Source organism: Microvirga sp. TS319, assembly GCF_041276405.1.
In the GTDB taxonomy this organism is placed as follows: Bacteria; Pseudomonadota; Alphaproteobacteria; order Rhizobiales; family Beijerinckiaceae; genus Microvirga.
In genome coordinates, this window is sequence record NZ_JBGGGT010000002.1 from 3,134,465 (window position 1) to 3,156,765 (window position 22,301).

Annotated in this window: 21 protein-coding genes; 9 read left to right on the forward strand and 12 right to left on the reverse strand. The window is 65.4% G+C overall.

Going from position 1 to position 22,301, the window contains the following annotated elements:
• Positions 1 to 5 precede the first annotated feature (5 nt).
• From AB8841_RS24285 to AB8841_RS24320, 8 genes are all read right to left on the reverse strand, one after another.
• Entirely contained in the window at positions 6 to 1,211 is a 1,206-nt protein-coding gene (locus AB8841_RS24285; protein ID WP_370438327.1) for a S1C family serine protease, read from the reverse strand.
• A 377-nt stretch (positions 1,212 to 1,588) separates the two neighbouring features.
• Positions 1,589 to 2,053, reverse strand: coding sequence for a cytochrome c-type biogenesis protein CcmH (locus AB8841_RS24290; RefSeq protein WP_370438328.1), 465 nt, complete (start codon positions 2,051 to 2,053; stop codon positions 1,589 to 1,591).
• 4 nt (positions 2,054 to 2,057) lie between these two features.
• Positions 2,058 to 4,040, reverse strand: a complete 1,983-nt coding sequence (locus tag AB8841_RS24295; RefSeq protein WP_370438329.1) for a heme lyase CcmF/NrfE family subunit — start codon at positions 4,038 to 4,040, stop codon at positions 2,058 to 2,060.
• A gap of 14 nt (positions 4,041 to 4,054) precedes the next feature.
• Complete coding sequence (gene ccmE / locus AB8841_RS24300; RefSeq protein ID WP_370438330.1) at positions 4,055 to 4,513, reverse strand: cytochrome c maturation protein CcmE; 459 nt, start codon at positions 4,511 to 4,513, stop codon at positions 4,055 to 4,057.
• Positions 4,510 to 5,628, reverse strand: coding sequence for a c-type cytochrome biogenesis protein CcmI (gene ccmI / locus AB8841_RS24305; protein WP_370438331.1), 1,119 nt, complete (start codon positions 5,626 to 5,628; stop codon positions 4,510 to 4,512). Before ccmI ends, ccmE begins: the two co-directional genes overlap by 4 nt.
• 71 nt (positions 5,629 to 5,699) lie before the next feature.
• Positions 5,700 to 7,097, reverse strand: coding sequence for a sensor histidine kinase (locus tag AB8841_RS24310; protein ID WP_370438332.1), 1,398 nt, complete (start codon positions 7,095 to 7,097; stop codon positions 5,700 to 5,702).
• A complete protein-coding gene (locus AB8841_RS24315) occupies positions 7,094 to 7,771 on the reverse strand; it encodes a response regulator transcription factor (RefSeq protein ID WP_370438333.1) in 678 nt (225 codons plus the stop codon). The genes AB8841_RS24310 and AB8841_RS24315 overlap by 4 nt, the downstream gene beginning before the upstream one ends.
• A 16-nt stretch (positions 7,772 to 7,787) precedes the next feature.
• The gene (locus AB8841_RS24320; protein ID WP_370438334.1) at positions 7,788 to 8,102 is read right to left on the reverse strand and encodes a PepSY domain-containing protein; all 315 of its coding nucleotides are present in this window, start codon (positions 8,100 to 8,102) and stop codon (positions 7,788 to 7,790) included.
• Positions 8,103 to 8,543: 441 nt separating this feature from the next.
• Between AB8841_RS24320 and AB8841_RS24325 the strand changes: the two genes are divergently transcribed.
• The 4 genes from AB8841_RS24325 to AB8841_RS24340 all read left to right on the forward strand — a co-directional run bounded on the left by AB8841_RS24325 (position 8,544) and on the right by AB8841_RS24340 (position 11,050).
• Positions 8,544 to 8,789: a YdcH family protein gene (locus AB8841_RS24325; protein ID WP_370438335.1), complete on the forward strand. Its 246-nt coding sequence runs from the start codon at positions 8,544 to 8,546 to the stop codon at positions 8,787 to 8,789.
• A 350-nt stretch (positions 8,790 to 9,139) separates the two neighbouring features.
• Positions 9,140 to 9,883, forward strand: coding sequence for a trypsin-like serine protease (locus AB8841_RS24330; RefSeq protein WP_370438336.1), 744 nt, complete (start codon positions 9,140 to 9,142; stop codon positions 9,881 to 9,883).
• Positions 9,884 to 10,133: 250 nt separating this feature from the next.
• The gene (locus AB8841_RS24335) at positions 10,134 to 10,931 is read left to right on the forward strand and encodes a trypsin-like serine protease (RefSeq protein ID WP_370438337.1); all 798 of its coding nucleotides are present in this window, start codon (positions 10,134 to 10,136) and stop codon (positions 10,929 to 10,931) included.
• A complete protein-coding gene (locus AB8841_RS24340) occupies positions 10,916 to 11,050 on the forward strand; it encodes a hypothetical protein (RefSeq protein WP_370439401.1) in 135 nt (44 codons plus the stop codon). Before AB8841_RS24335 ends, AB8841_RS24340 begins: the two co-directional genes overlap by 16 nt.
• Before the next feature lie 257 nt (positions 11,051 to 11,307).
• On the opposite strand, the gene AB8841_RS24345 is transcribed toward AB8841_RS24340, so the two are convergent.
• The 3 genes from AB8841_RS24345 to AB8841_RS24355 all read right to left on the reverse strand — a co-directional run bounded on the left by AB8841_RS24345 (position 11,308) and on the right by AB8841_RS24355 (position 12,598).
• Positions 11,308 to 11,538: a hypothetical protein gene (locus AB8841_RS24345; protein WP_370438338.1), complete on the reverse strand. Its 231-nt coding sequence runs from the start codon at positions 11,536 to 11,538 to the stop codon at positions 11,308 to 11,310.
• 190 nt (positions 11,539 to 11,728) lie between these two features.
• Positions 11,729 to 11,929 carry a hypothetical protein gene (locus AB8841_RS24350; RefSeq protein ID WP_370438339.1) on the reverse strand — a complete coding sequence of 67 codons (201 nt, stop codon included), beginning with the start codon at positions 11,927 to 11,929 and terminating at the stop codon, positions 11,729 to 11,731.
• A gap of 357 nt (positions 11,930 to 12,286) precedes the next feature.
• Positions 12,287 to 12,598, reverse strand: coding sequence for a hypothetical protein (locus AB8841_RS24355; RefSeq protein ID WP_370438340.1), 312 nt, complete (start codon positions 12,596 to 12,598; stop codon positions 12,287 to 12,289).
• A gap of 583 nt (positions 12,599 to 13,181) precedes the next feature.
• Between AB8841_RS24355 and AB8841_RS24360 the strand changes: the two genes are divergently transcribed.
• Positions 13,182 to 16,454 (forward strand): hypothetical protein, encoded by a 3,273-nt coding sequence (locus AB8841_RS24360; RefSeq protein WP_370438341.1) that lies wholly within the window; start codon positions 13,182 to 13,184, stop codon positions 16,452 to 16,454.
• A gap of 67 nt (positions 16,455 to 16,521) precedes the next feature.
• Here the strand turns inward: AB8841_RS24360 and AB8841_RS24365 are convergent, their stop codons facing one another.
• Positions 16,522 to 17,553, reverse strand: a complete 1,032-nt coding sequence (locus AB8841_RS24365) for an endonuclease/exonuclease/phosphatase family protein (RefSeq protein ID WP_370438342.1) — start codon at positions 17,551 to 17,553, stop codon at positions 16,522 to 16,524.
• A 184-nt stretch (positions 17,554 to 17,737) separates the two neighbouring features.
• On the opposite strand from AB8841_RS24365, the gene AB8841_RS24370 reads away from it, so the two are divergent.
• From AB8841_RS24370 to AB8841_RS24385, 4 genes are all read left to right on the forward strand, one after another.
• Positions 17,738 to 17,893 (forward strand): hypothetical protein, encoded by a 156-nt coding sequence (locus AB8841_RS24370; protein WP_370438343.1) that lies wholly within the window; start codon positions 17,738 to 17,740, stop codon positions 17,891 to 17,893.
• Positions 17,894 to 18,312: 419 nt separating this feature from the next.
• Positions 18,313 to 19,815: a sensor histidine kinase gene (locus tag AB8841_RS24375; protein ID WP_370438344.1), complete on the forward strand. Its 1,503-nt coding sequence runs from the start codon at positions 18,313 to 18,315 to the stop codon at positions 19,813 to 19,815.
• A gap of 136 nt (positions 19,816 to 19,951) precedes the next feature.
• Positions 19,952 to 21,040: a TRAP transporter substrate-binding protein gene (locus AB8841_RS24380; protein ID WP_370438345.1), complete on the forward strand. Its 1,089-nt coding sequence runs from the start codon at positions 19,952 to 19,954 to the stop codon at positions 21,038 to 21,040.
• A 309-nt stretch (positions 21,041 to 21,349) separates the two neighbouring features.
• Entirely contained in the window at positions 21,350 to 21,949 is a 600-nt protein-coding gene (locus AB8841_RS24385; RefSeq protein WP_370438346.1) for a DUF2939 domain-containing protein, read from the forward strand.
• Positions 21,950 to 22,301 lie beyond the last annotated feature (352 nt).

The following is a 22,301-nucleotide window of genomic DNA, read 5'->3' on the forward strand; positions in this document are numbered from 1 at the left end:
AAGGATCAGGCTCCCTTCGGCTGACTGCCGACCTCGAGGGTCACGGTCCGCTCCTTGCCCTGGCGCCAGAGCGTCAGGGACAGGCTCTTGCCGGGCGCGACCTGGGCGACCTTGCGGGACAGGTCCTTGGCCTCGTTGATCGGCTGGCCGTCCACGGCGATGATGGTGTCGCCCGTCTGGACGCCCGCCTTCGCGGCGGGGCCGTCCTTGATCGCCTCGGCCACCAGCGCACCCTTGGCGTCCTTCAGGCCGATCGCCTCCGCGATCTCCTTCGTGACCGGCTGCATCTGCACGCCGATGAAGCCGCGGGTGACGGCGCCCTTGTCCTTGAGCGAGGCGACGACCTGCTCCACCGTGCTCGCCGGAATGGCGAAGGCGATGCCGACGCTGCCGCCCGAAGGCGAGTAGATCGCCGTGTTCACGCCCACGACCTCGCCCGAGAGGTTGAAGGTCGGGCCGCCGGAATTGCCCTTGTTCACAGGTGCGTCGATCTGGATGAAGTCGTCGTAGGGGCCTGCGCCGATGTCGCGGTGCTGGGCCGACACGATGCCGGCCGTCACCGTGCCGCCAAGTCCGAACGGATTGCCGACCGCGAGCACCCAATCGCCGATGCGGGCCTTCTGGTCGGCGAGGCGCACGTAAGGAAAGTCGCTGCCGCCGTCCACCTTCAGCAGGGCGAGGTCGGTCTTGGCATCGGTGCCGATCACCTTGGCCGGAAGCTCCTTGCCGTCATCCATGGTCACGGTCACGTCGGCGGCGTTCTCGACCACGTGGTTGTTGGTCACGACATAGCCGTCGGCCGAAATGAAGAAGCCGGAGCCGAGAGCCTGGCCGAACTGGCGCGGCTGCGGACGGCGCCCGCGCTGGCCATCGGGCAGCTGATCGCGGAACTGGCGGAAGAAGCGCTCCATGGGGCTGCCGGGCGGGAAATCGGGAAGCGCGAACTGCTCGCCGTCGCCGTCGTCCCGGGACGCCACGTTCTGCACCTTGACCTTCACGGCCACGACTGCGGGCTTCACCTTGTCGATCATATCCGCAAAGGACGGCAGGCCCTGCATCGGCTGCGACATGGAGCGCAGTTCGGCATGGGCCGGATTGGGAACGACGAGCCCGCCACCGACGGCGCCGCCCGCGATCAGGGCCGCAACGGCCGCCGCGCCGAGCCATTTGGCCGTCTTTTGACGGATGGGAGCAAGAACCTTGTCCGACATCTCTTCTCTCCTGAAAGAACCTTCTCGGTTCGTGTTGAGAAGAAGATGGGGGTTCGCGCCTTACGGTACTCTCACCTCAAGATGAATTGTTGGTAAGGTTTTTTGCTCTCCCATCCACGAACCGCGCTTTACGGGCGGTCATGGCGAGGAACCTCTTTACCTTACGTCTTTTGCGGTCGGAGTACCTCATAGCGACACTCCAAGGTAGGGGATCATGATTGGTTTCACCGAACTTGACAATATAACCTGCGGCCCGGTTGTTTCCATGCCGGCGCCAGTCAAGTCTCCGCGAATGATCACAAGGTTCCGTGACCCTTCTCGGAGGATCTGCGGCAAAGCCAGGTTATCCAGGTTCAGGCAAGGCTTATCCAGATTCGTCAGGACGCCGGCCGGTCGCGGCTGAGCAGCGCCTCCAGGGCCTTCCGCTCCTCTTCGTTCAGGGTCTGCGCGCCCTGCTGGCGCCGGCGGAGGGCGGCGACGGAGGCTCCCGCGGCCCCGAGGACCAGGACCAGCACCGGGGTCAGCCACAGAAGCATGTTGTGGGCGCTGAAGGTGGGTTTCAGCAGGACGAACTCGCCGTAGCGCTGCACCAGGAAGTCCTGAACCTGCCGGTCGTTGTCGCCGGCCACGAGCCGCTCGCGCACGAGAAGCCGCAGGTCGCGGGCGAGCTGCGCGTCGGAATCGTCGATGGACTGGTTCTGGCAGACGAGGCAGCGCAGGCCCGAGGAGATGTCCCGGGCGCGCTTTTCCAGAGCCGGATCCTTCAGCACCTCGTCGGGCTGCACGGCGAGGGTCGGCCCGACGGCGGTCAGGAGTGCGAGAAGGGCGAGAACGAACCGCATGGCTTTACTCCGCGGGAACGGGCGCGGCGGCGGAGGCCCTGGCCCGCACCGGAGCGCCGATCCGGAGCCGCCGGTCGGTCAGGGAGACGCCTCCCCCCAAGGCCATCACGAGCGCCCCGATCCAGATCAGCAGCACGAGCGGCTTGTAATAGAGCCGCACGCCCACCGAGCCGTCGGCCTGCATCTCGCCGAGGCTGACATAGACCTGGCCCAGGCCCACCGTCATGATGCCCGCCTCGGTGGTCGGCATGCCGCGGGTCACGTAGAGGCGCTTCATGCTCTCCAGCGGCCCCAGCTCTCGGCCCTGGCGAAGGATGGTGAAGACCGCCGCATCCTCCCGGTAATTGGCCTCGGTGCGGGGAACGATCCGCTCGAGGCGAGCCTCGTAGTCGCCTCCCCGGATGCTCTCGCCGACCTTGACCGAGGCCAGCGACTCCACGCCCCAGGCGGTGGCGGCGATGCCGATGACCGTGAGGCCGACGCCCGCGTGGGCCAGCACCGTGCCCCAGGCGGAGCGCGGCAGATTCGCGGCCTTGCGCCAGGCGACCGACAGGGGCGTGCCCCGGGACCACGCGCGCGTCACGATTTCGTTGAACGAGCCGAGCACCAGATAGACCCCGAGGCCGATCCCGAGCGGCGCGGCGACGGGCCCGCCATAGGTCAGGGCGAACAGGCCCATGGTGACGAGGAGCGCGAGGCCGAACACGGCATAGAGGCGCTGCGCGGTGCCGAGGAAGTTTCCGCGCTTCCAGGCGAGCGTCTGGCCGAGCGGCAGAAGCAGGAGCAGCGGAATGATAAGCGGCAGGAAGGTGAAGTTGAAGAACGGCGCGCCGACGGAAATCTTGTCCTCGGTCAGCACCTCCAGGGCGAGCGGATAGAGCGTGCCGATCAGAACCGTCGCGCAGGCCGTCGCCAGGAACAGGTTGTTCACCACGAGCGCGCCCTCGCGCGAGACGGGGGCGAACAGGCCGCCCTGCTTGAGCAGGGGCGCGCGCCAGGCGAAGAGCGCGAGCGAGCCGCCGATGAACAGGATGAGAATGCCGAGGATGAAGGTGCCGCGCTCCGGATCGACCGCGAAGGAATGCACCGAGGTCAGAACGCCCGAGCGTACCAGGAAGGTGCCGAGCAGGGAGAGCGAGAAGGTCAGGATGGCGAGAAGGATCGTCCAGACCTTCAGGGCGTCGCGCTTCTCCATGACGACCGTGGAATGCAGGAGAGCCGTGCCCGCGAGCCACGGCATGAGCGAGGCATTCTCCACCGGGTCCCAGAACCACCAGCCGCCCCAGCCGAGTTCGTAATAGGCCCAGTACGACCCCATGGCGATGCCGAGCGTCAGGAACGCCCAGGCGCCGAGGGTCCAGGGACGGACGATGCGCGCCCACACGGCGTCGATCCGCCCGTCGATCAGGGCCGCGATGGCGAAGGCGAAGGAGATCGAGAAGCCGACATAGCCGATATAGAGAAGCGGCGGATGGATAGCGAGGCCGGGATCCTGCAGCAGCGGATTGAGATCCTGTCCCTCCGCGGGAGCTGGAATGATCCGGGTGAACGGATTCGACGTGAGCAGGATGAAGAGCAGGAACGCGATGGTGATCGCGGCCTGAACCGCCAGCGTGTTGGCTTGGAGCCGCAGGGGAATGGTGTTCCGGGCGAGAGCCACGACGGACCCGAACAGCGCGAGGATCAGCACCCACAGGAGCATCGAGCCCTCGTGGTTCCCCCATACGCCGGAGATCTTGTAGATCAGCGGCTTGGCCGAATGCGAATTCTCGACCACGTTCACGACGGAGAAGTCGGAGGTGACATAGGCGAAGGTCAGCGCCAGGAACGAGAAGGCGATGCAGGCGAAGACGGCGAGACCCGTCACGGGCGCCACCGACATCAGCACGGGATCGTTGGCGCGCGCGCCCCAGAGCGGCACGACGAGCTGGATCACGGATAGCCCGAGCGCCAGCGCAAGCGCGAAATGTCCAGCCTCAACGAACACCAGGCTCTCCTTCTCTACTGCGTCTTCGGCGCGGCGTTGGCCTCACCCTGCCAATGCCCTTGCTTCTTGAGCGTATCCGCCACCTCGCGGGGCATATAGTTCTCGTCGTGCTTGGCGAGAACGGAATCGGCGCGGAACAGGGTGGCGCTCTCCAGAACGCCTTCGGCCACGATGCCCTGCCCTTCCCGGAACAGATCGGGCAGCAGCCCCTTGTAACGGACCTTGATCGCGCCCTGCGCATCCATCACCTCGAAGGTGATCTGCTGGTCGGACCCGCGCTGGACGGAGCCCTCCTTCACGAGCCCTCCCAGGCGCAGGCGCGTGCCGGGCTGAACGTTCTTGGCCTGGATGTCGGCCGGGGAGTTGAAGAACACGATCGTGTCGTTCATGGCGTAAAGCACAAGACCGAGAGCGATCGCGAGAACGCCTCCCGCGAGGCCGATCAGGGTCAGACGTCTTTGCTTTCTTGTCATGGTCCTGCGTCAGTCAGTTTCATTTCGCGCGCTGTCGCGTCGATGATCTTCAGCCCGGCCTCGTCCTGCGCCAGGGCCTGGCGGGCCCGCTCGGCGGCGGCCCGTGCCTTGTCGCGCTGCCCGAGAACCGCATAGGAGCGGACCAGGCGCGCCCATTCGTCGGCCGATCCACCCTGAGTTTCGAGACGCTCGGCGAGCCCCGTCACCATGCGGGCGATGTCCTCGGCGCCCATCCGGGGCTGATCTCCCGGCTGCTCCGCGGCGGGTTGCTCACCGCCGAGGCCGGCCAGGCGCTGCCGGACGACACCGACCCACGGCGCACCTTCCGGCGAGGAGGCGAGAATTTCGCCATAGGCTCGCTTGGCCTTCTCGACCTGCCCGTCCTGCTCGGCCGCGATGGCGAGATAGAAGCGCGCCTTCGGCGAGGTCTTATCCAGTGCCACCGCCTGCTCGAAAACCTTCTGGGCGTCGGCCGAGACGAGGCCGTCATTGGCGAGCACCATGGTCTCGCCGACATTGGACAGCCGCTCCGGGCTCGGGCCGAGATAACGCACCGCGGACTCGTAGGCCCGGACGGCCTCGTCGATGCGACCCATCCGGATATAGACCGGAGCCACCACTTCCCAGCCGCGTCCGTCCTCCGGGTTCTTGGCCAGATGGGCCTCGATCTGGGCGACGGCGCCCATGAGGTCGAGTCTTTCGCCCGTATCCTGAGCCTCGGCCTCATTCTGCTGCGGCGGGTGGGTCATGAGATGCGGCGACCCATAGGCCCCGTAAAGGACAAGCGCGATGATCGGGATCAAGGATAGGGCCAGCGTCGAGGCCGCCCTGCGCCGCCGAAGCGCCGGTTCGCCGAGAGCGGCGAAGGATTCCGGATCCGCCACGCCGGTCGCGCGCAGAAGCCGGCGACCGGCCTCGACCTTGGCCGCCTCGGCCTCGCTTGGAAGAAGCGCGCCGCGCTCACGGTCGCGGTCGATTTCGGCGATCTGTTCGCGGTAGAACTGGGTGTTCGGGTCAGCCTGTCGCGCGGCGAGCGCACGATGACGCGACAGCGGCCAGAGCACCGCCATCACGGCAGCCGCCGTCATCAGCAAGAGTATGATCCAGATCACCATGAATTCCCAAATACTCCGAGTCCTCGTCAAGCACGACGGTGGCACGGTGTCACGCGTAAAAGTACATAGGGCTAGCCTCTATCCCCCGGCAGCTCGAGCATGCTTCGAAGTCCACCGAGGGGAGCGGCATCGAGCTTGAGCGATCCGCGATAGAGAGCCGCGAGGTCGCTGACGATCGACAGCCCCAGACCGGATCCGGGTTTCGTTTCGTCGAGGCGGCGGCCGCGCTTGAGGACCTCGGCCCGCGCCGCTTCCGGAAGCCCCGGACCGTCGTCGTCGATCAAGAGGCGGAAGCGCGGACGGTCGTCATCCTCGCGGATGATCTCGATGGAGATCTCGACCTTCCGGGAGGCCCATTTGGCGGCATTGTCGATCAGGTTGCCGGCCATCTCCTCCAGATCCTGCTTCTCGCCCCTGAACCGCAGGTCGGGCGGGATCGCGAGTTCGAACGCCAGGTCCTTGTCGCGGTAGATCTTGGCGAAGGTCCGGGCGAGGCTTGCCATCACGGGCTCCACTTCCGTGAGCGTCCCGAGCGTTCCGGCCAGTGCCGCGGCGCGGGCGCGGTCGAGATAGTAATTGACCTGATCGCGCATCAGGGCGGCCTGCTCGCGCACGCGGGCTGCCACCTCGTCGGGAGCGTTCTCCGCCTCGTTCATGATGATGCTGAGCGGAGTCTTGAGGGCGTGGGCCAGATTGCCGACCTGGGTGCGGGCGCGCTCCAGGATCTCCCGGTTCGTATCCAGAAGAAGGTTCAGCTCGCTCGCGAGCGGCGCGATATCCCGAGGATACTCGCCGGCGATCCTCTCCGCCTCCCCGCGCCGGATGGCCCCCAAGGCGCTGCGGAGATTTGAGAGCGGACGCAGGCCGAAACGGATCTGCAGGAGCGTGGAGAAGCCGAGCGCCAGCCCGAGCAGCGCGAAGGTGACCGTGAGCGCGAACAGAAAATCGCGGACGCCGATGTCGATTTCATCCGCCGGACCCGCCACGCGAATGACGTAGCGGCCGTCCTCGCCCAGGTCGATGTCACGCTCGACGATGCGCAGATTGCGCTCATCCGGCGCCTTGCCGTAGCCGCGCCGGATCTGCCCGAAGCGGTCGTCGGGGCTGATGGTGAGGCTCGGGATCTGTCCGCCGAACAGGGATTTGGACGAGCGGATCTCGCCCGGCTTCGCGTTGGGCCGCGCCACCTGCCAGTACCAGCCGGACAGCGGCAGCTCGAAGCGCGGATCGCCGATCGGGCCGAGGTCCCGGTCGGGATCGCCCGGAGCCACGAGGTTGGACGCCAGGGTGTTGGCATAGACGAGAAGGCGCTGGTCGAAGGCCCGCTCCGTATTGTCGCGGTAGAGCGCCTGCAGGATGAGCCCGGCGATGAGGAGGATCGCGAAGCTCCAGAAGACGGAGGAGACCGCGAGCCGGACGGCGATGGGCCGGCTCGCGAAACGGCTCAGGATCGGGCGAAGACCGCTCACGGCTTCGGATGGGTCTGGCTCGCGTCGAGGAGATAGCCCAGGCCGCGGACGGTCTGGATGATATCGACGCCGAGCTTCTTGCGCAGGCGGCCGATGAAGACCTCGATGGTGTTCGAATCCCGGTCGAAGTCCTGATCGTAGAGGTGCTCCGTCAACTCGCCGCGCGAGACGATGCGCCCCGTATGGTGCATCAGGTAGGACAGGAGCCGGTATTCATGCGAGGTCAGCTTCACCGGATTGCCGTCGACAGCCACCCGGCCCGAGCGGGTGTCGAGCTTGACCGGGCCGCAGGCGATCTCGCTCGTTGCGTGGCCGGTGGCCCGGCGCAGCAGGGCGCGGACGCGCGCCAGGAGTTCCTCCATGTGGAACGGCTTGGTCACGTAGTCGTCGGCCCCGGCGTCGAAGCCCTGGACCTTGTCGCTCCAGCGGTCGCGGGCTGTCAGGATGATGACGGGGGTCTTGCGGCCCTCCCGGCGCCAGGCCGTGAGGACAGACACGCCGTCGACCTTGGGCAGGCCGAGATCGAGGATGATGGCGTCGTAGGGCTCGGTGTCCCCGAGGAACTGCCCTTCCTCGCCGTCGAAAGCCGTATCGACCGCGTAGCCCGCCTGTTCGAGGGCGGTCACAATCTGTTTATTGAGGATCTTGTCGTCCTCGACAACGAGAAGGCGCACGTTTCGAGCTTTCTTTTCACTGGACCGATTTGACTCGCCCGGACGAGCCGTCGATCGTCACTTGAACGATACGGCCGTCCTTTTGCAAGGCCATGATCACATAAACCAGGGCGTCACTGCTGCGGCAGAGGCTCGCCCGCACCACATCCGCGTTCGGAACCTGGCGGCGAGCCGTCATGACGGCTGAGGCGGGCGCGACGACGCCCTTGGAGGCCACGGCCTCCTGCATTTCCCGGGGCGGCAAGCAATTGTTGAGGGCCGAGGTCGCGCTTTGCGCGGACGCAGCCCCCACCATTCCCCACACCGCGATGACCAGCCAAACCAGACGCATGCCGCCTTGTGCCTTTGGAGCACTGAATGAATTCTGAATGCCAGGGCATCGGCCTCTGAAGCGAATCTGCGCTTTCGGGACCGACGCTCACGTCTCGGAAGAGCGCATCGGATCGCCGGGCGGGACCCCTGAGACCCCGCCCGGCGCGACAGTCTAGCTCGCAATCGTCCGTGTGGCCAGGATCCGGACAATCGCGGAGGCGACGAAGCCGCAAACCGGGTCCCCTCCCGCTCAACGGCAAGAGCCCGCCTGCGCCTCCGGCGCCCGAAGACGGGCCGGACGGGAGACGGGAGAGCAAGCCGCGCCACACGCTCTCGGATCGAGGGGGAAAGCGGGCCTCATGAACGTCGGACGCCATGATCATCCTCGTGACGATGAAACGAAAAAAGAGGGGGTGGCGTTGTCGTCCGACAGGACGATCAGACAAGGAGGCAGCAGGCGATGAGCAATGCTCCCAACGACCTCACCGAGGATTTCCCGGGCAGGGCCGACCGGATTCACCAGCTGAAGACGAGCAACAACCGCTTCTCGCGGCTTTATGACGAATATAACGACCTGAACCGCACCATCCACCGCATCGAGACCCGGGTGGAGCCACAATCGGAGGAGGCGGAGGAAGAGCTCAAGCGTCGCCGCCTGCAGATCAAGGACGAGATCATGGCGATGCTCGACAACGAGAACGCCTGAGAGCTGAGCCCTCTACATTCCGCGCTGTCTCCGGGCGACGGCCGGCAAGCGCACGAGATCGCGGCTCGACAGACGCCCCGTACCGAAGCGCCCGGCGAGGGTCGTGAGATCCCTCCACGCCGAAGGCATCCTCAAGTTCGGCCATCCATACCTTCACGAACCGCTGCACGACAAAGACGTGGATGCCCGGCCCAAGGCCGGGCATGACGATGGAGGCGATGATGGTCGATGACCATCAGGGGCGCGCCCGCTGCATCGAAGCGGAGATAGGCCTTCATGTCGGACAATGATATGGGCTCGACGGCGGGGCCTCCCACGAATACCGGGATCATCGCAACGGGAATCCTTCCATGATGAAACGTCTGATCACGCTCATTCTCGCCCTCCCGCTCGCGGCGACCGGGGCGAAGGCCATCGTCGGCGGCGCGGAGGACCAGGGTCCTCTCGCCAGCCGGAGCGTGATGGTGCTGAGTTCGAACGGGGGCGTCTGCAGCGCTGTCGTGGTGGCGCGCGACGTGGTGCTCACGGCCGCCCATTGCGTCACGGGCGCGGACGAGCACCGGGTTCATTTTCGCGACGACGCGGGCGAGCCGGTGCTGATCCCGCTCGCCGCCAGGGCCGTGCATCCGGGCTACAACGAGAAGGCCATCCAGACCCGCCAGCGGTCTATCGATCTGGCGCTCGTGCGCATTCCAGAGGCTCTCCCCGCGCGTTTTGAGCGGGCGACGCTCACGGCCGCCTCGCCCGCCAAGGACGCGACCATCGTGGTCGGCGGCTACGGCCTTGCCCGGGAGGGCGATGCGAAAACGACCGGAACCTTCCGCACGGCCTCCTTAAAGGTCACGGAGCCCTATGGCCCGAGCAGGATCCTGCTCTGGACGCAAGGCTCCGGCGCCATGGGGGCCTGTCAGGGCGATTCCGGCGGCCCCATGGCATCGGGGGCGCTGATCGCCGCCGTCACGTCCTGGTCGTCGCCCACCCGCGGCAAAAGCTGCGGCGGCATCACGCAAGGCATCCTTCTCGGCCCGCAGAAGGACTGGATCGACCGCACACTGAGAGCCTGGAACCGCGCGGCCTCCTGGTCGGGCGACTAGCGCATCGTGCGAAAAAGTGGGCCCGGTTTTTCGCCAGAACGATGCGCTCATCTAGGAGGGAGCATCGGACCCAAAAGTGGAATCCACTTTTCACGTCCGATGCTCCAGCGCAACGCGCGGCCCCGGAATGACGAAGTGCAAGGCCGTTTTTCACGTCCGGCGCTCACGGTGCTGGAAATTTCGGTCCCGATGGAACTATCCTCTCGCAACGGGCCTTCCCAACCATTGCGATTCCTTTTCCCATATTCAGATGCGCGCGCTTTCAATCCTCGTTTTCACGGCCTTGACATTCTTCACGAGCAACGCGCAGGCCGTCTTGCTGGGAGCGACATCGCGGGATCCGAACGGCCTGCGGCGCTCGGTCGTATCGATCGAGAATTCCTCGGGCGAGCTCTGCTCCGGCGCCCTCATCGGCCCGGGTCTCGTCCTCACGGCGGCCCATTGCGTGACCGACACCGCCACCTACCGGGTCGTCGGCGTGAACAAGGCCTTCAGGCCGCAGCGGGTCGGAGTCATTGCACTGGCCGTCCATCCGAGCTTCGTCACCGGCACGACCCCGCGGACGCAGCCTGGCGTCGATCTGGCGATCCTGCTCCTCGAACGTCCGCTCGGCGGTGATTTCCTGCCGCTCGACCCGAGCCTGTCCGGCAGGATCGATGTCGGCGACGATGTGACCATCGCGGGATTCGGCGTCTCGAACGAAAGCCTGAAGGGCACGGCGCGCGTTCTGCGTCAGGCCAATCTCGTCTCGCTCGGCCCCATCAAGGTCGCCAACCGCGTCCTGATCGTCGCCGACCGGGAGCGGCTGGCCGAGACGAGCGGCGCAGGAGCGTGCCGGGGCGATTCCGGCGGGCCGATCCTCGCCGCGACTCAGAACAGTTATCTGCTCTACGGCATCGTGAGCTGGTCGAGCGGCGCCTTGCGCAGCCGCGGCACCAGCGCCTGCGGAGGGCTGACCGCGGTCACGCCTCTCATCGAGCATCTCGGATGGATCCGGCAGGCGGTCGCCAGCCTCACGGCCCGCAACGGAGCATGGGCGAGGCACTGAGCCCGCTCACGCCCGCCGGGTCGCTGCCCCCGCACGTGTCGCGGCGTCTCGCGTCCGTGAACTTGCGGATGGCGCTCTGCGTCGTGCGGTTCATGACGAATGGCGCGTTCTGGCGGTAGCCTGCCGCCGATGCGGCGTCGCTAGCGCATCGTGCGAAAAAGTGGATCCGATTATTCGCGAGAACGATGCGGCATTTAAGGAGTGGAGCATCGGACGTGAAAAGTGCACCTACTTTTGGGTTCGATGCTCCAGACGACAATCTGGTTTCGACACCAGGTATCATGTCGATCCGAAAGGCTTGGAAAAGGATTGGGTTCAAACGAGAAAGGCCCGCCGATCGGCGAGCCCTCGGATTCCCGTGAACGGGAATGGGTGATCAGTGATGCCGGTAATGGCGATGACGGGTGGTGCGGCGGGTGCTGGCCTGCACCTGATGCGTCACCGACGGTCCGGCAGCGGCCCCGATAGCTCCGCCGACGAGCGCGCCGGGCGGACCGGCCACGGCCCCGACGCCTGCGCCGACCGCCGCGCCGCCGACACGCTCTTCCGTGGTGGTGCAGGCTGCGGCCGCGAGGCCGACGAGGACGACGAAAGCAAGCTTCTTCATGAAACAACTCCCGAGACAGCGGACGGCATCACGGGCAGCGCCCGCATCGTCCGCTTGCCTGCGGGCTTGCGTGTAACGCGCATCTCCTGCCAAGGTTCAGGAAAATAATCGAGCGACGGAGACTCGAATGGATAAGGGCCGGCCCGCGCGGCTGTCGTCCACTTCCGGACGAGTCGGGGCGAGGTTCGGATCATGGAGGATCTCCCTTGTGCCGGCGGTTGAACAGGGACAGCTCGCGCACGAACTCGTCGAAGCGACGGTTGGCCGCGAACAGATCGCGCAGAGTCATGGCGAGCAGCGTGGAGGCCCCGCTCGCCCAGACGAACAGGGCGAGATGGGCGAGATCGCCTCGGCTGATGATCGCCTCGGCGACTTGATCGATAATGTTCATTGTTTGTTCTCGCGCAATGGAGCCCCCGATCTCTGAGGCCGGCTGAAAATTGTGTGGTTTTTCCAAAGTATTGAGGCCGATAGCCGGTGAGCCGATTGAGACCGTCGCGACCTTATGGGCCGCGCAGTGCGCAGACCCGGACCCCTTATCGGAATGAAGACCGTCACGGGACGAAGCTCTGTCATCCCGCCTTCCTTCGTCCGTCCCTTTCTTGTCATCCCGGCGAAGGGTGGGATCCGTAACGACGGCGGTCCAGGACAGACCGCGGCGGCGGCTGCTGCACTCTCTTCATCACCGTCAGCGGATAGGGATCCCCACCTGCGCGGGAATGACGTCGAGGCGTGGCGATGTCCTGCTTTATGCAGCGACGACGCCGCGCATGGCGATGCCGTCGCCGCCCATGACCTGGACGAACCGGGCCGTCGGCTCGCCCTCGATCATGGAAGCGATCTCGCCCCAGAGAGTGCGGACATACGGCATGGAATCACGGGCGGCCTGCTCATCGTCGAAAAAAGCTACGACGGTGAACTCGCCGTGCTCGTCCATCAGCCCGACCCATTCGCGAAGGGCGGGTTGGCCGTAGATCCTGGTCTGGTTCTCTTCGCGCCACCGGCGCAGGTCGTCCAACTTGTCGGATTTCACACGGAACGTCGTCAGTCGTGCATACATGGCGGCCTCCTTCGGGAGGTGAGCTGGCGTCAGGCCAGCGCTGCACCGGATACGACCAGGAGAGTCTAGATCGTCCCCGGCTGCTTGGGAATCCAAAAGCACTGCGCGGACGCGGTCATCCATCTCGTCAGGCCGCGCGGCCCGAAGGTGTGGATGCCCGGCACAAGGCCGGGCATGACCGGGCGGCACGGATGACCGCGCCGCAATGGTCATAGAGGGGATGCCGGGTGGCGCGGCCATCCCAATAAAAAACCGCTCAAGCGGCGCTTGAGCGGTGAAGGTCTCGGGTCGCGTATGAAGCGGGGCGGGCTTCATCCGCACTTCGTCAGTGTTCATGTTTTGTACTCTTTCAGCGTTGCGCTGTCAAGCCCCAATGTCCGCCCGCGGCTCAGCGCGAACCGTTCGCTCACGGCCGGAAGGCGCCTCTGCAAGGTTTGGCCAATGGTCATCGCACCCTATCCCAAGTGCCCTGGGACCAGGCCGGGAAACAGCCGGACGTGAAGCCCTCGGCCCCGACGATCATGGCTTGCGCTAGGTCGTCAAATGATACATTACAACATTTATATAGCGAGAGGCCGAGACGATGGATTTGAAGCTCACAGTTGAAGAATATCTGGCTGGAACGGGAGCCTTCGACCCCGATGACCTCGTCATCATCCAGGACGATCCGCTGAACATCTATGCGCTCGACCCGGCCTGGTTTGCTCAAATGTCCGCCGACAACGTCGATCTCATCGACAGCTGGACCGACATTCTTTTTCTCACGGCGGCCCAGATCGGTGCTCTCGGGGCGATTCGCCTGGATCCCAGCGATGCCGCGATTCTTTACGATTTCGCCGACAGTCTCGAGCGTCTGGCGCCCGAGGACATCACATCGTTCGCCGGCAAAGGAGTCGACTTCATCGACTGCTTCGACGACGCTTGGGCCATGAATGCGGCTCAAGCCGTCGCTCTGGCGCGTTCGGCCATCGTTTTCATGCCGGACGACGTGACGATCGTGGGAGACACATCCGACAATATCGCCGGCCTTTCCGCAGGCGAGCTCGCGATGCTGGCTGAAAAGGGCCTCGACGGTCTTGGTTCCACAGACGGCAATCTGGTCCTCAACGCGGCACAGGCGGGCGTGCTGTCCGGCGCATCCGTGGCGCTCCTCTCGACGGAGTCGGTGGTTCTGGCGGATGCGGGCGCGAGCATCGCCGCCCTGACATCCGCCCAGATCACGGCGCTCGACGAGAGTGGCGTCAGCCTCATCGACGCCCGGGACAGCTTCTTCGACCTGCTGGTCCTGGATGCCGCACAGGCCGCCGCTCTCGCGGAGACGTCCATTGCGTTGGCGGCGGACGACACGGTGGTCGTGTCGGACAGGGGAGCCAACATCGCGACCCTGAGTGCGACGCAGCTCGCGACGCTTCTCGAACGGGGCGTCAGCGTGATCAATGCGACCGACGGGCAGCTGGTTCTCGATGCGGCTCAGGCCGCGACCTTGGCAGGCGCATCCGTATCTCTGGCGGTCTCGACCATTGTGGTGTCGGACAGAGGCGCCCATATCGCGACCCTGTCGGCGGATCAGCTCACCGACCTGGCCGAGAAAGGCCTGGGAGCCCTGGACGCCATGGACGATCTGCTGATCCTGGACGCGGCGCAGATCATGGCCGTCGCGGACACCCCGATCACTTTGACCTCGCACGACGAAACGATCCTCTCGGATACGGGCGCGAACATCGCGGCCGTGTCCCTGAGACAGCTCGCCGGCCTGGTGGAAAAGCGGCTCGATAGGATCGACGCGACGGACGACGACCTGGTCCTGGATGCCGCGCGAGCGGCCGTCCTGGCCGATTCCCCGATCCGTCTGACGGCCGGCGACAGCGTGACGTTGTCCGATACGGGCGAGAACATTTCGGCCCTGACGCCGGCGCAGATCTTCTCGCTCGGCATCAAAGGGCTGGATCGGATCGACGTCACCGACAATCAGCTGGTGCTGAATGCGGACCAAGCGGCCTTCCTGGCGGAGACCTCCATCGATTTCGCGAGAGGCGACGGAGTGACGGTGGCCGATACCGGCCTGAACATCGCTGCGCTCACCCCCGGGCAGATCGCCGTGCTCGGTGCCATGGGCGTCGATACGCTGGTTGCCACCGACAACCGGATCGATCTTTCGGCGGTCCAGTTCGCGGCTCTCGGGCAGATCGATTTGCGAGCGGAAGACCAGGTCTCCGTGTCGGATACGGGCGCGGCCTTCGCGGCGCTCACCGTGGCGCAGATCGCAGACCTCACTACGAAGGGTGTCGACACGCTGGACGCCATCGACGATCAGGTCGTGCTCTCCGCCGCTCAACTTCTGGCGCTTGGAACCCTGAACTTCAGCGCCGGCGACCGAGTCCGGGTGGTGGATATCGGTGAGAACATCGAGGCCCTGACCCCACAGCAGATCCAGGCGCTCGTCGACAGAGGCATCGACAGCCTCGACGTGAACGACGATTCTCTCAGCCTATCGGTGGCGCAGTTCAACGCTCTCGGGCCGATTCGCCTCGTCACGACCGGTCTGATGACGCTGTCCGGTTCCGGTGCGAGCATCGCGGCTCTGACGCCGGCGCAGATCGGCGCCCTGATCGCCAAAGGGCTCGATGCCATCGATGCCACCAGCGATCTGACCCTTACGGCCGCTCAGTTCGCGGCTCTGAGCACCCTGACCCTGAGCGATGACGATGTCGTGGCCGTGTCCGATACTGGCGCCAACATCGCCGCCCTGACGGCGAGGCAGATCGCCGCCCTCATCGCCAGGGGCGTCGACACCCTCGACGCGACCGACGATCAGGTTGCGCTCTCGGTCGCGCAATTGTCCAATCTCGGCACCCTGAACCTGAGTGTCGGCGATCGCGTGACCGTCGCGGATACGGGCGAAAACATTTCCGCCCTGACTCTGGCCCAGGTCGCGGCCCTCATCGCCAAGGGGGTCGATACGCTGGACGCCATCGGCGATCAGGTCACGCTCTCCGTCGCGCAATTGTCGGCTCTCGGCGCGCTGGCCATCAGCGCAAGCGACACGGTCGCGGTCGTGGACACGGGCGCCAATATCGCCACCCTGTCGGCGGACAGAATTGCCGGGCTCATCGCCAAGGGCGTCGACGTTCTGGACGCGGTCGACGACCGGATCCTGCTCTCTGCCGCTCAGCTATCGGCCCTCGGCTCCCTGAATTTCAGCACGGGCGACATGGTCACCCTGCGTGACACCGGTGCGAGCCTCGCGGCCTTGACGCCAGCCCAGATCGGCGCGCTCATCGCCAAAGGCGTCGATACCTTCGATGCGATCGACAACCGCATCACTCTGTCGGCGGACCAGGTATCCGGCCTCGGCTCCCTGCACCTGGGTTCGAACGATGTCGTCAGCATCAACGGGACGGCCGGCCGCAACACGATCGCCGGAACCGGCATCCGCGACGTCCTGTTCGGCCTCGGCGGCAATGATACCCTCCGGGGCAACGCGGGCAACGACACGCTGAACGGCGGCGCCGGCAACGACGTCCTCACGGGCGGCGCGGATCGCGACACCTTCGTGTTCAACACCGCCCTGAAAGCCCGCATGAACGTGGACCGCATCACCGACTTCCGGCCGGTGGACGACACGATCAACCTGGAGAACGCGGTCTTCCGTGGCCTGACGCGCACCGGGACCTTGTCGAAGGCGGCCTTCCACATCGGCGCCGCGGCCCATGACCGGGACGACCGCATCGTCTACAACAAGATCACGGGGGCCCTGCTCTACGATGCGGACGGCAACGGCAAGGGAGCGGCGATCCAGTTCGCCACCCTCGCCAAGGGTCTGGGCGTTACCAACCTCGATTTCGTGGTGTTCTGAGAACGGTCGCGCGAAGCGTGCGGGGACAGGCCTGAGGGCTGCCCCGCAGCGTTTCTTCCGCTGCACGTCATATATCGAACGAGACATCGACCGCGACCATCTCGTGATCGGAGATGGGCCGCCCCTCCTCGTCCACGGCCTGAACGATCTGCGGATTCGCCGCCGCGACGCCGCGCACGAAAAGCCAATCGAGCGTTCCGAACGGGCGCGGATGCGTCTTCGACAGACTGTCGCGCTGAGTCGGCGCGGCGAGATTTGCGCCCGCCCAGGAGAACCCCGCTGCGCGAAGATCCGCAAAAAGCGGTTCGAACCGATCCGGTTCTTCGATCAGGAGAGGCCGCTCCCCTTCTCCTTTCGGCAGCCCCTTGGTGTTGAAATCACCTCCGATGATGCAGGCCTCCCCCGGCGCGAGCCGCTCCAGGGCGCAGAGCAGAGTCCGGATCTGCGCCTGCCGGTCGGCGGCATCCGTTTTGCTTTCGAGATGCAGGCTCACGACCCAGAGCGGCCGCGGCGCGCCCGCCACCCGCGCGGCGAGCGCGATCCGCCCGCCGATTCGCCGCTGTGCGCCCTCGAATCCCGCAAACCACCGGCCGCTTTCCTCGAGCGGAATCAGATGCGGCCGCTCCAGCGTGAGGCCGCTGACGATGGCGTTGCCGTGGAGCCCGCAGGCATTACGCCCGCCTGCATGGCGGCGCATCTCCTCCCGGTCGCCGATATCGAGCTCCACGAATTCGACGCCGAAGACATAGCCGTCCCCGGCCGCGCCCGCGACGTCGCGAACGGCATGAACGTTGCCAGATCGCGCCATGCCGATATCCGCCTCGCTCAGGAGCAGCACGTCCGCGCCGGTCCGCTCTTTCAGCCGCACGACCGCATCGGGCCGCGTCAGCCGCTCGGCGTTCAGGGCCGCGATCCGCAACCGGCCGGGACATGCCCCGGCCCCGTGCGCGGGCTGGAATTCGAGGGTGTGGAAAGCTTCGATCCGCTGCAGAAATGCGGCATGCGCCGACGGATCCGGCGCGGTCCGGCGCGCCTCCGCCAGGAGAGCTTCATCGGGACAGGGAAGATTGCCGACGCTCCGATCGATCAAGGGTCGCACGATGACACGCTCCTCACGCGTTTCGCCTTACAGGCGCAGATAACGCGCCCGGCCACCTCCGCGAGCCGCATCGCGCGAATATCGCAAGAAAAATCGTTGCAAGAAAAATTGCGGGACGAGATTAGGAACTTCTTTGTCTCTTTGGGATTATTAGGACGCACGACTATCTTCCGGGAGAAGGCCCATGCTCGCCTGGGCTACGATCATTGCGCTCACCACGAGCGCGCTTTCCTCCATCCTCGATCCAGCCATCGTGCTGAACGTCGCCGAACTGCTCGGCGTGACGGCTCTGTTCGCCCTGGTCTGCGCCGCGGAAGCCTTCAGCGAGCCCCGAAACTGATTCCTTCGTTGCTAGCGCATCGTGCGAAAAAGTGGACCCGGTTTTCCCGAAGCGATGCGCTGGCCTATCGTGGGAGCATCGCATTGATCCCAAAGGTACAAATCCACTTTTCACGTCCGATGCTCTCGCGAATCCGGTCTTCGTGGTCAGGTACGCGCGTCTCGGGTATCGTCGTCCCGAGGCGAGCGAACGCCGCCCCTTCTGAATCGTAGTTCTCATGGCCTCTCGCCTGCGCGGGGATGACGCGCGAGGCGCGGATGGCATGAGAGGTGGGGATGTCGGTCGAGGCTCCGGTGTACGCGTCGGGCCGGCCTCCTGATCCACCGGGGGTCGTAAGATTTTGTTCCCGCTGATGTTTCCACTCCGCAAGCGGCGAGCGAGGATTGCGGATCGAATGTAATGTGATTATATATCATCTCATGACTGCGCCTCGCTCCATCGTGACTTCCGTCTCCGACATGCAGCCGGTTTCCGGCGATCTCATTGTCGCGAAGGCCTACGAACGGCCTCGGGGCGTCAACGGCGGCGCGGTTGCGCACGTGACCGTCCGTGCCGCGGAGGCGAAGGCCGACGGACGGCTCGCAGCCCTTCTCGAAGGCATCGGCGACGCCTTCTATTCCCTGGATGGCGACTGGCGCTTCACCTCCATCAACCGCGCGGCGCAGGAGCATTTCGGCATTCCGGCCGGCGAGATGCTCGGCCGCGTGATCTGGGACGTCGTTCCCGGTTCCGAGGGAACGGAGCTGCGCAGGCGCTACGAAGACGTCCTCGCCACGGGCGTCGCGGCATCGTTCGAGGCGAGGTCCGTCATTGCGCCCGACCGTACTCTGGAGTTTCGGGTCTTTCCCTATGACGGGGGCATCGCCGTCAGCTTCCGCGACCGGACCGAGCGATGCAGGGCGGAGGATTATCTGAAGGAGAGCCAGGCGCAGCTGAGCGCGCTCGCGGATCATCTGCCGCTCGGCATGGTCTATCAGATGAGCGATGCGGACAATCTCTTCGACCGCCGCTTCATCTATGTCTCGGCAAGCTGCGAACGGCTCAACGGCGTCCCGGCCGAGCGCGCGCTCAAAGATCCGTCGGCGCTCTACGACCTGCTCCTGCCGGAATTCCGCGAGCCCGTGTTTCGGACGCAGGCCGAGGCCCACGTCACGGGCAGGCCCTTCGACATGGAGATCGTCATCCGGCATGGCGCGACGGGCGAGTCGCGATGGCAGCGGATCGTGGCGACGCGCCGGACGCTCCCCGATGGGGGCGCCGTCTGGGACGGGCTCCAGATCGACATCACCGATCACAAGCAATCGGAGGAGCATCTGCGCCTCCTCATCCACGAGCTCAATCATCGGGTCAAGAATACGCTTGCAACCGTCCAGTCCCTGGCGGCCCAGAGCTTCGGGCGCCTCGCAGCCCATGCGGACGACGAAGTCCGGGCGGCACGGCGCGCCTTCGAGGCGCGGCTGCTCGCCCTCGCGCGTGGCCATGACGTGCTCACCCGCGAGAACTGGGAGAGCGCCCTCCTGTCCGATATCGTGAGCGAATCCTGCGCGCCCTATGGGGCGGCGGGGACCACGGGAAGGGCGCGCATCGCGATCGAGGGGCCGGACCTGCGCATCGCGCCGCCGATGGCGCTCAGCCTGTCCATGACCCTGCACGAGTTGTTCACCAACGCGCTCAAGTTCGGTGCCCTGAGCCGCCCCGCGGGGCGGATCCGCATCGGCTGGTCGGTCCTGACGGACTCCGATGGATTGCGGCTGCGGATGCGCTGGGAGGAACGCGGCGGCCCTCCGGTCGCGCCTCCGTCGCGCATGGGCTTCGGCTCGCGGCTGATCCAGGCCGGACTCGCGCGGGAACTGAACGGCTCGGCGCATATCGCCTATGAGCCGGAGGGCGTGGTCTGCACCATCGACGTACCCGTCTCATGAGCCGCTGGAAGGAGTTTTCACGCGTCCTCTCCGCCATTGGTCGATAACGGCGTTATCCCTCCTTGCGGACAGAACGAAATTAGGTGTCAATTGGGCCCAAGTGACTGAAGTCACGGCCAGAGAGGAAAATAAAACCATGAAACGTCGTCAATTTTTGCAGGCCGCCGCAATCGGCACCGCCTCGACGGCGGTGGCGGCTCCCGCCATCGCGCAGACGATGCCGGAGATGAAGTGGCGCCTGCAATCCGGCTTTCCGAAGTCCCTCGACACGATCTACGGCGCATCCGAAGTGATCGCGAAATTCGTCTCGGAGGCAACGGACGGCAAGTTCCAGATCCAGCCTTTCGCGGCCGGAGAAATCGTCGGCACGCCGCAGGTGGCCGATGCGGTCGGCAACGGCACCATCGAGATGGGCCATACCTGCTCCTATTATTATTTCGGCAAGGACCCGACTTTCGCGATCGGCACCGCCCTGCCCTTCGGGCTCAATGCCCGCCAGCAGAACGCCTGGCTCTATCACGGCGGCGGCAACGACCTGCTCAACGAGTTTTATGCCAAGCACAACATGTACGGCATGCCGGCCGGCAATACCGGCGTGCAGATGGGCGGCTGGTTCCGCAAGGAGATCAAGACCGTCGAGGACCTCAAGGGCCTCAAGATGCGCATCGCAGGGCTCGCCGGTCAGGTCATGGCGAAGCTCGGCGTCGTGCCGCAGCAGATTCCGGGCGGCGACATCTACCCGTCGCTCGAGCGCGGCACCATCGATGCCGCCGAATGGGTCGGACCCTACGATGACGAGAAGCTCGGCTTCGCCAAGGTCGCGCCGTTCTACTACTACCCCGGCTTCTGGGAAGGCGGACCGTCCATTCACCTGTTCATCAACAGCGCGAAATGGAAGGAGCTGCCGAAATCCTATCAGGCGATCCTGACCGCCGCCGCCGGCTACGCCAATAACGACATGCTGGCGAAATACGACGCGCGCAATCCGGCCGCCCTGCGGCGCCTGCTCGGCGCCGGCACGCAACTGCGTCCGTTCTCGCAGGAGATCATGGAAGCCGCCTACAAGGCCTCCAACGAGGTGTACGACGAGGTGTCCGGAAAGAACCCGGACTTCAAGAAAATCTACGAAAGCATCCGCGGTTTCCGCAACGAGGAGTATCTCTGGTTCCAGGTGGCCGAGTACGCCTACGACACCTTCATGATCCGCGCCCGCGCCCGCGGGTAAGCGCCTCTCGGTTCCGCGCGCTTCCGCCATCCCGGGACAGCCGCAGGCTGAGCCCGGGATCACGGTCGCGGTTCAGATGAAGGCCTTCGCGGGAATCATACGAGAGCCGCGATAATGGCGGAGAGTGGATGATAGGAAGAGAGGGCGGCCCTTTCGACGCCCTCTCACGAACCGTGGATTGCGGAAGGGCGGCCATTCGGCTGCCCTTTTTCCGACTCGGGCGTTTCCCACATTGAGCCCTTGCCGGCTGTCGCGCCCCCCCGCGGACGAGGCGAGAGCCGGGAACAACGGGAAGGAACGGTCGACGACATGCGCTGGACTGTACGGATCTGCTTTCTCCTCTTCCTGGCCTGGGCGATCTTCATGATCTCGCCCTTCGTGGGCCTGTACGACCTCGGCAAGGCGGTCGAGGCCAAGGACCTAAACCGGATCGAGGAACGCGTGAATTTCACCGCCCTGAGGGCGTCCCTCTCCCGTCAGATCCTCGGGGAATACCTGAAGGACAAGGACCTGGACGGGGCCGAGCTCGACGTCGCCACCCAGGCGGGAAGCTCCGTTCTCAACCCAGTCGTTGAACAGCTCGTGACGCCCCAGGCCCTGGTCGATCTGTTCGAGGACGGCTGGCCCGAGCGGGCCACGGGCAGAAGCCCGAACGGCGCGAGGGGCGCGGCCGCCGCCCGCCTCCAGCTTGGCTTCGGCTCGCTGGAGCTCGCGTGGAAGACCTTCTTCTTCTCGGAGGCACAGGGTTTCCGGAGCATCACGATCCCGGTTCCTGTCGATCAGCCGAAGGACAGGCAATTCAGGATTACCATGCGTCTGAAGAACCTGACCTGGCGCCTGAGCGGCATCGAACTGCCGGCACCCCTGCGGGAGGAGTTGATCAAGCGCGCGTCCATCGCCTCACGCTGATCTCCAACTCCGGCGCTCCCTTCTTAGGTGAGCGCATCGTGCTTGCGAAGAACCGGGGTCACATTTCGCTCGCGCGACCCGTCGGGTCCGCACGATACGCTGGAGAAACCAGCGGGACGTCCCGGTAGCATTGTCCATGCCCCGGCAAGCGGCGCGCGGCTATTTTCCAGGCTCATCTTCGAGAACAATGAAATATCCGGCTAATGATGAGCAATCATCCAGCCGACGGCTGCCAGAGGAAAAACGGTTCCAAGCAAAAAGCAGATCACGTTCGAGGTCATTACATTCTTCCTCCTTCCGTACAATCAACCTTCTTTTCGTTTTTACGTTCCCGGACACGGCAGAAACGCAC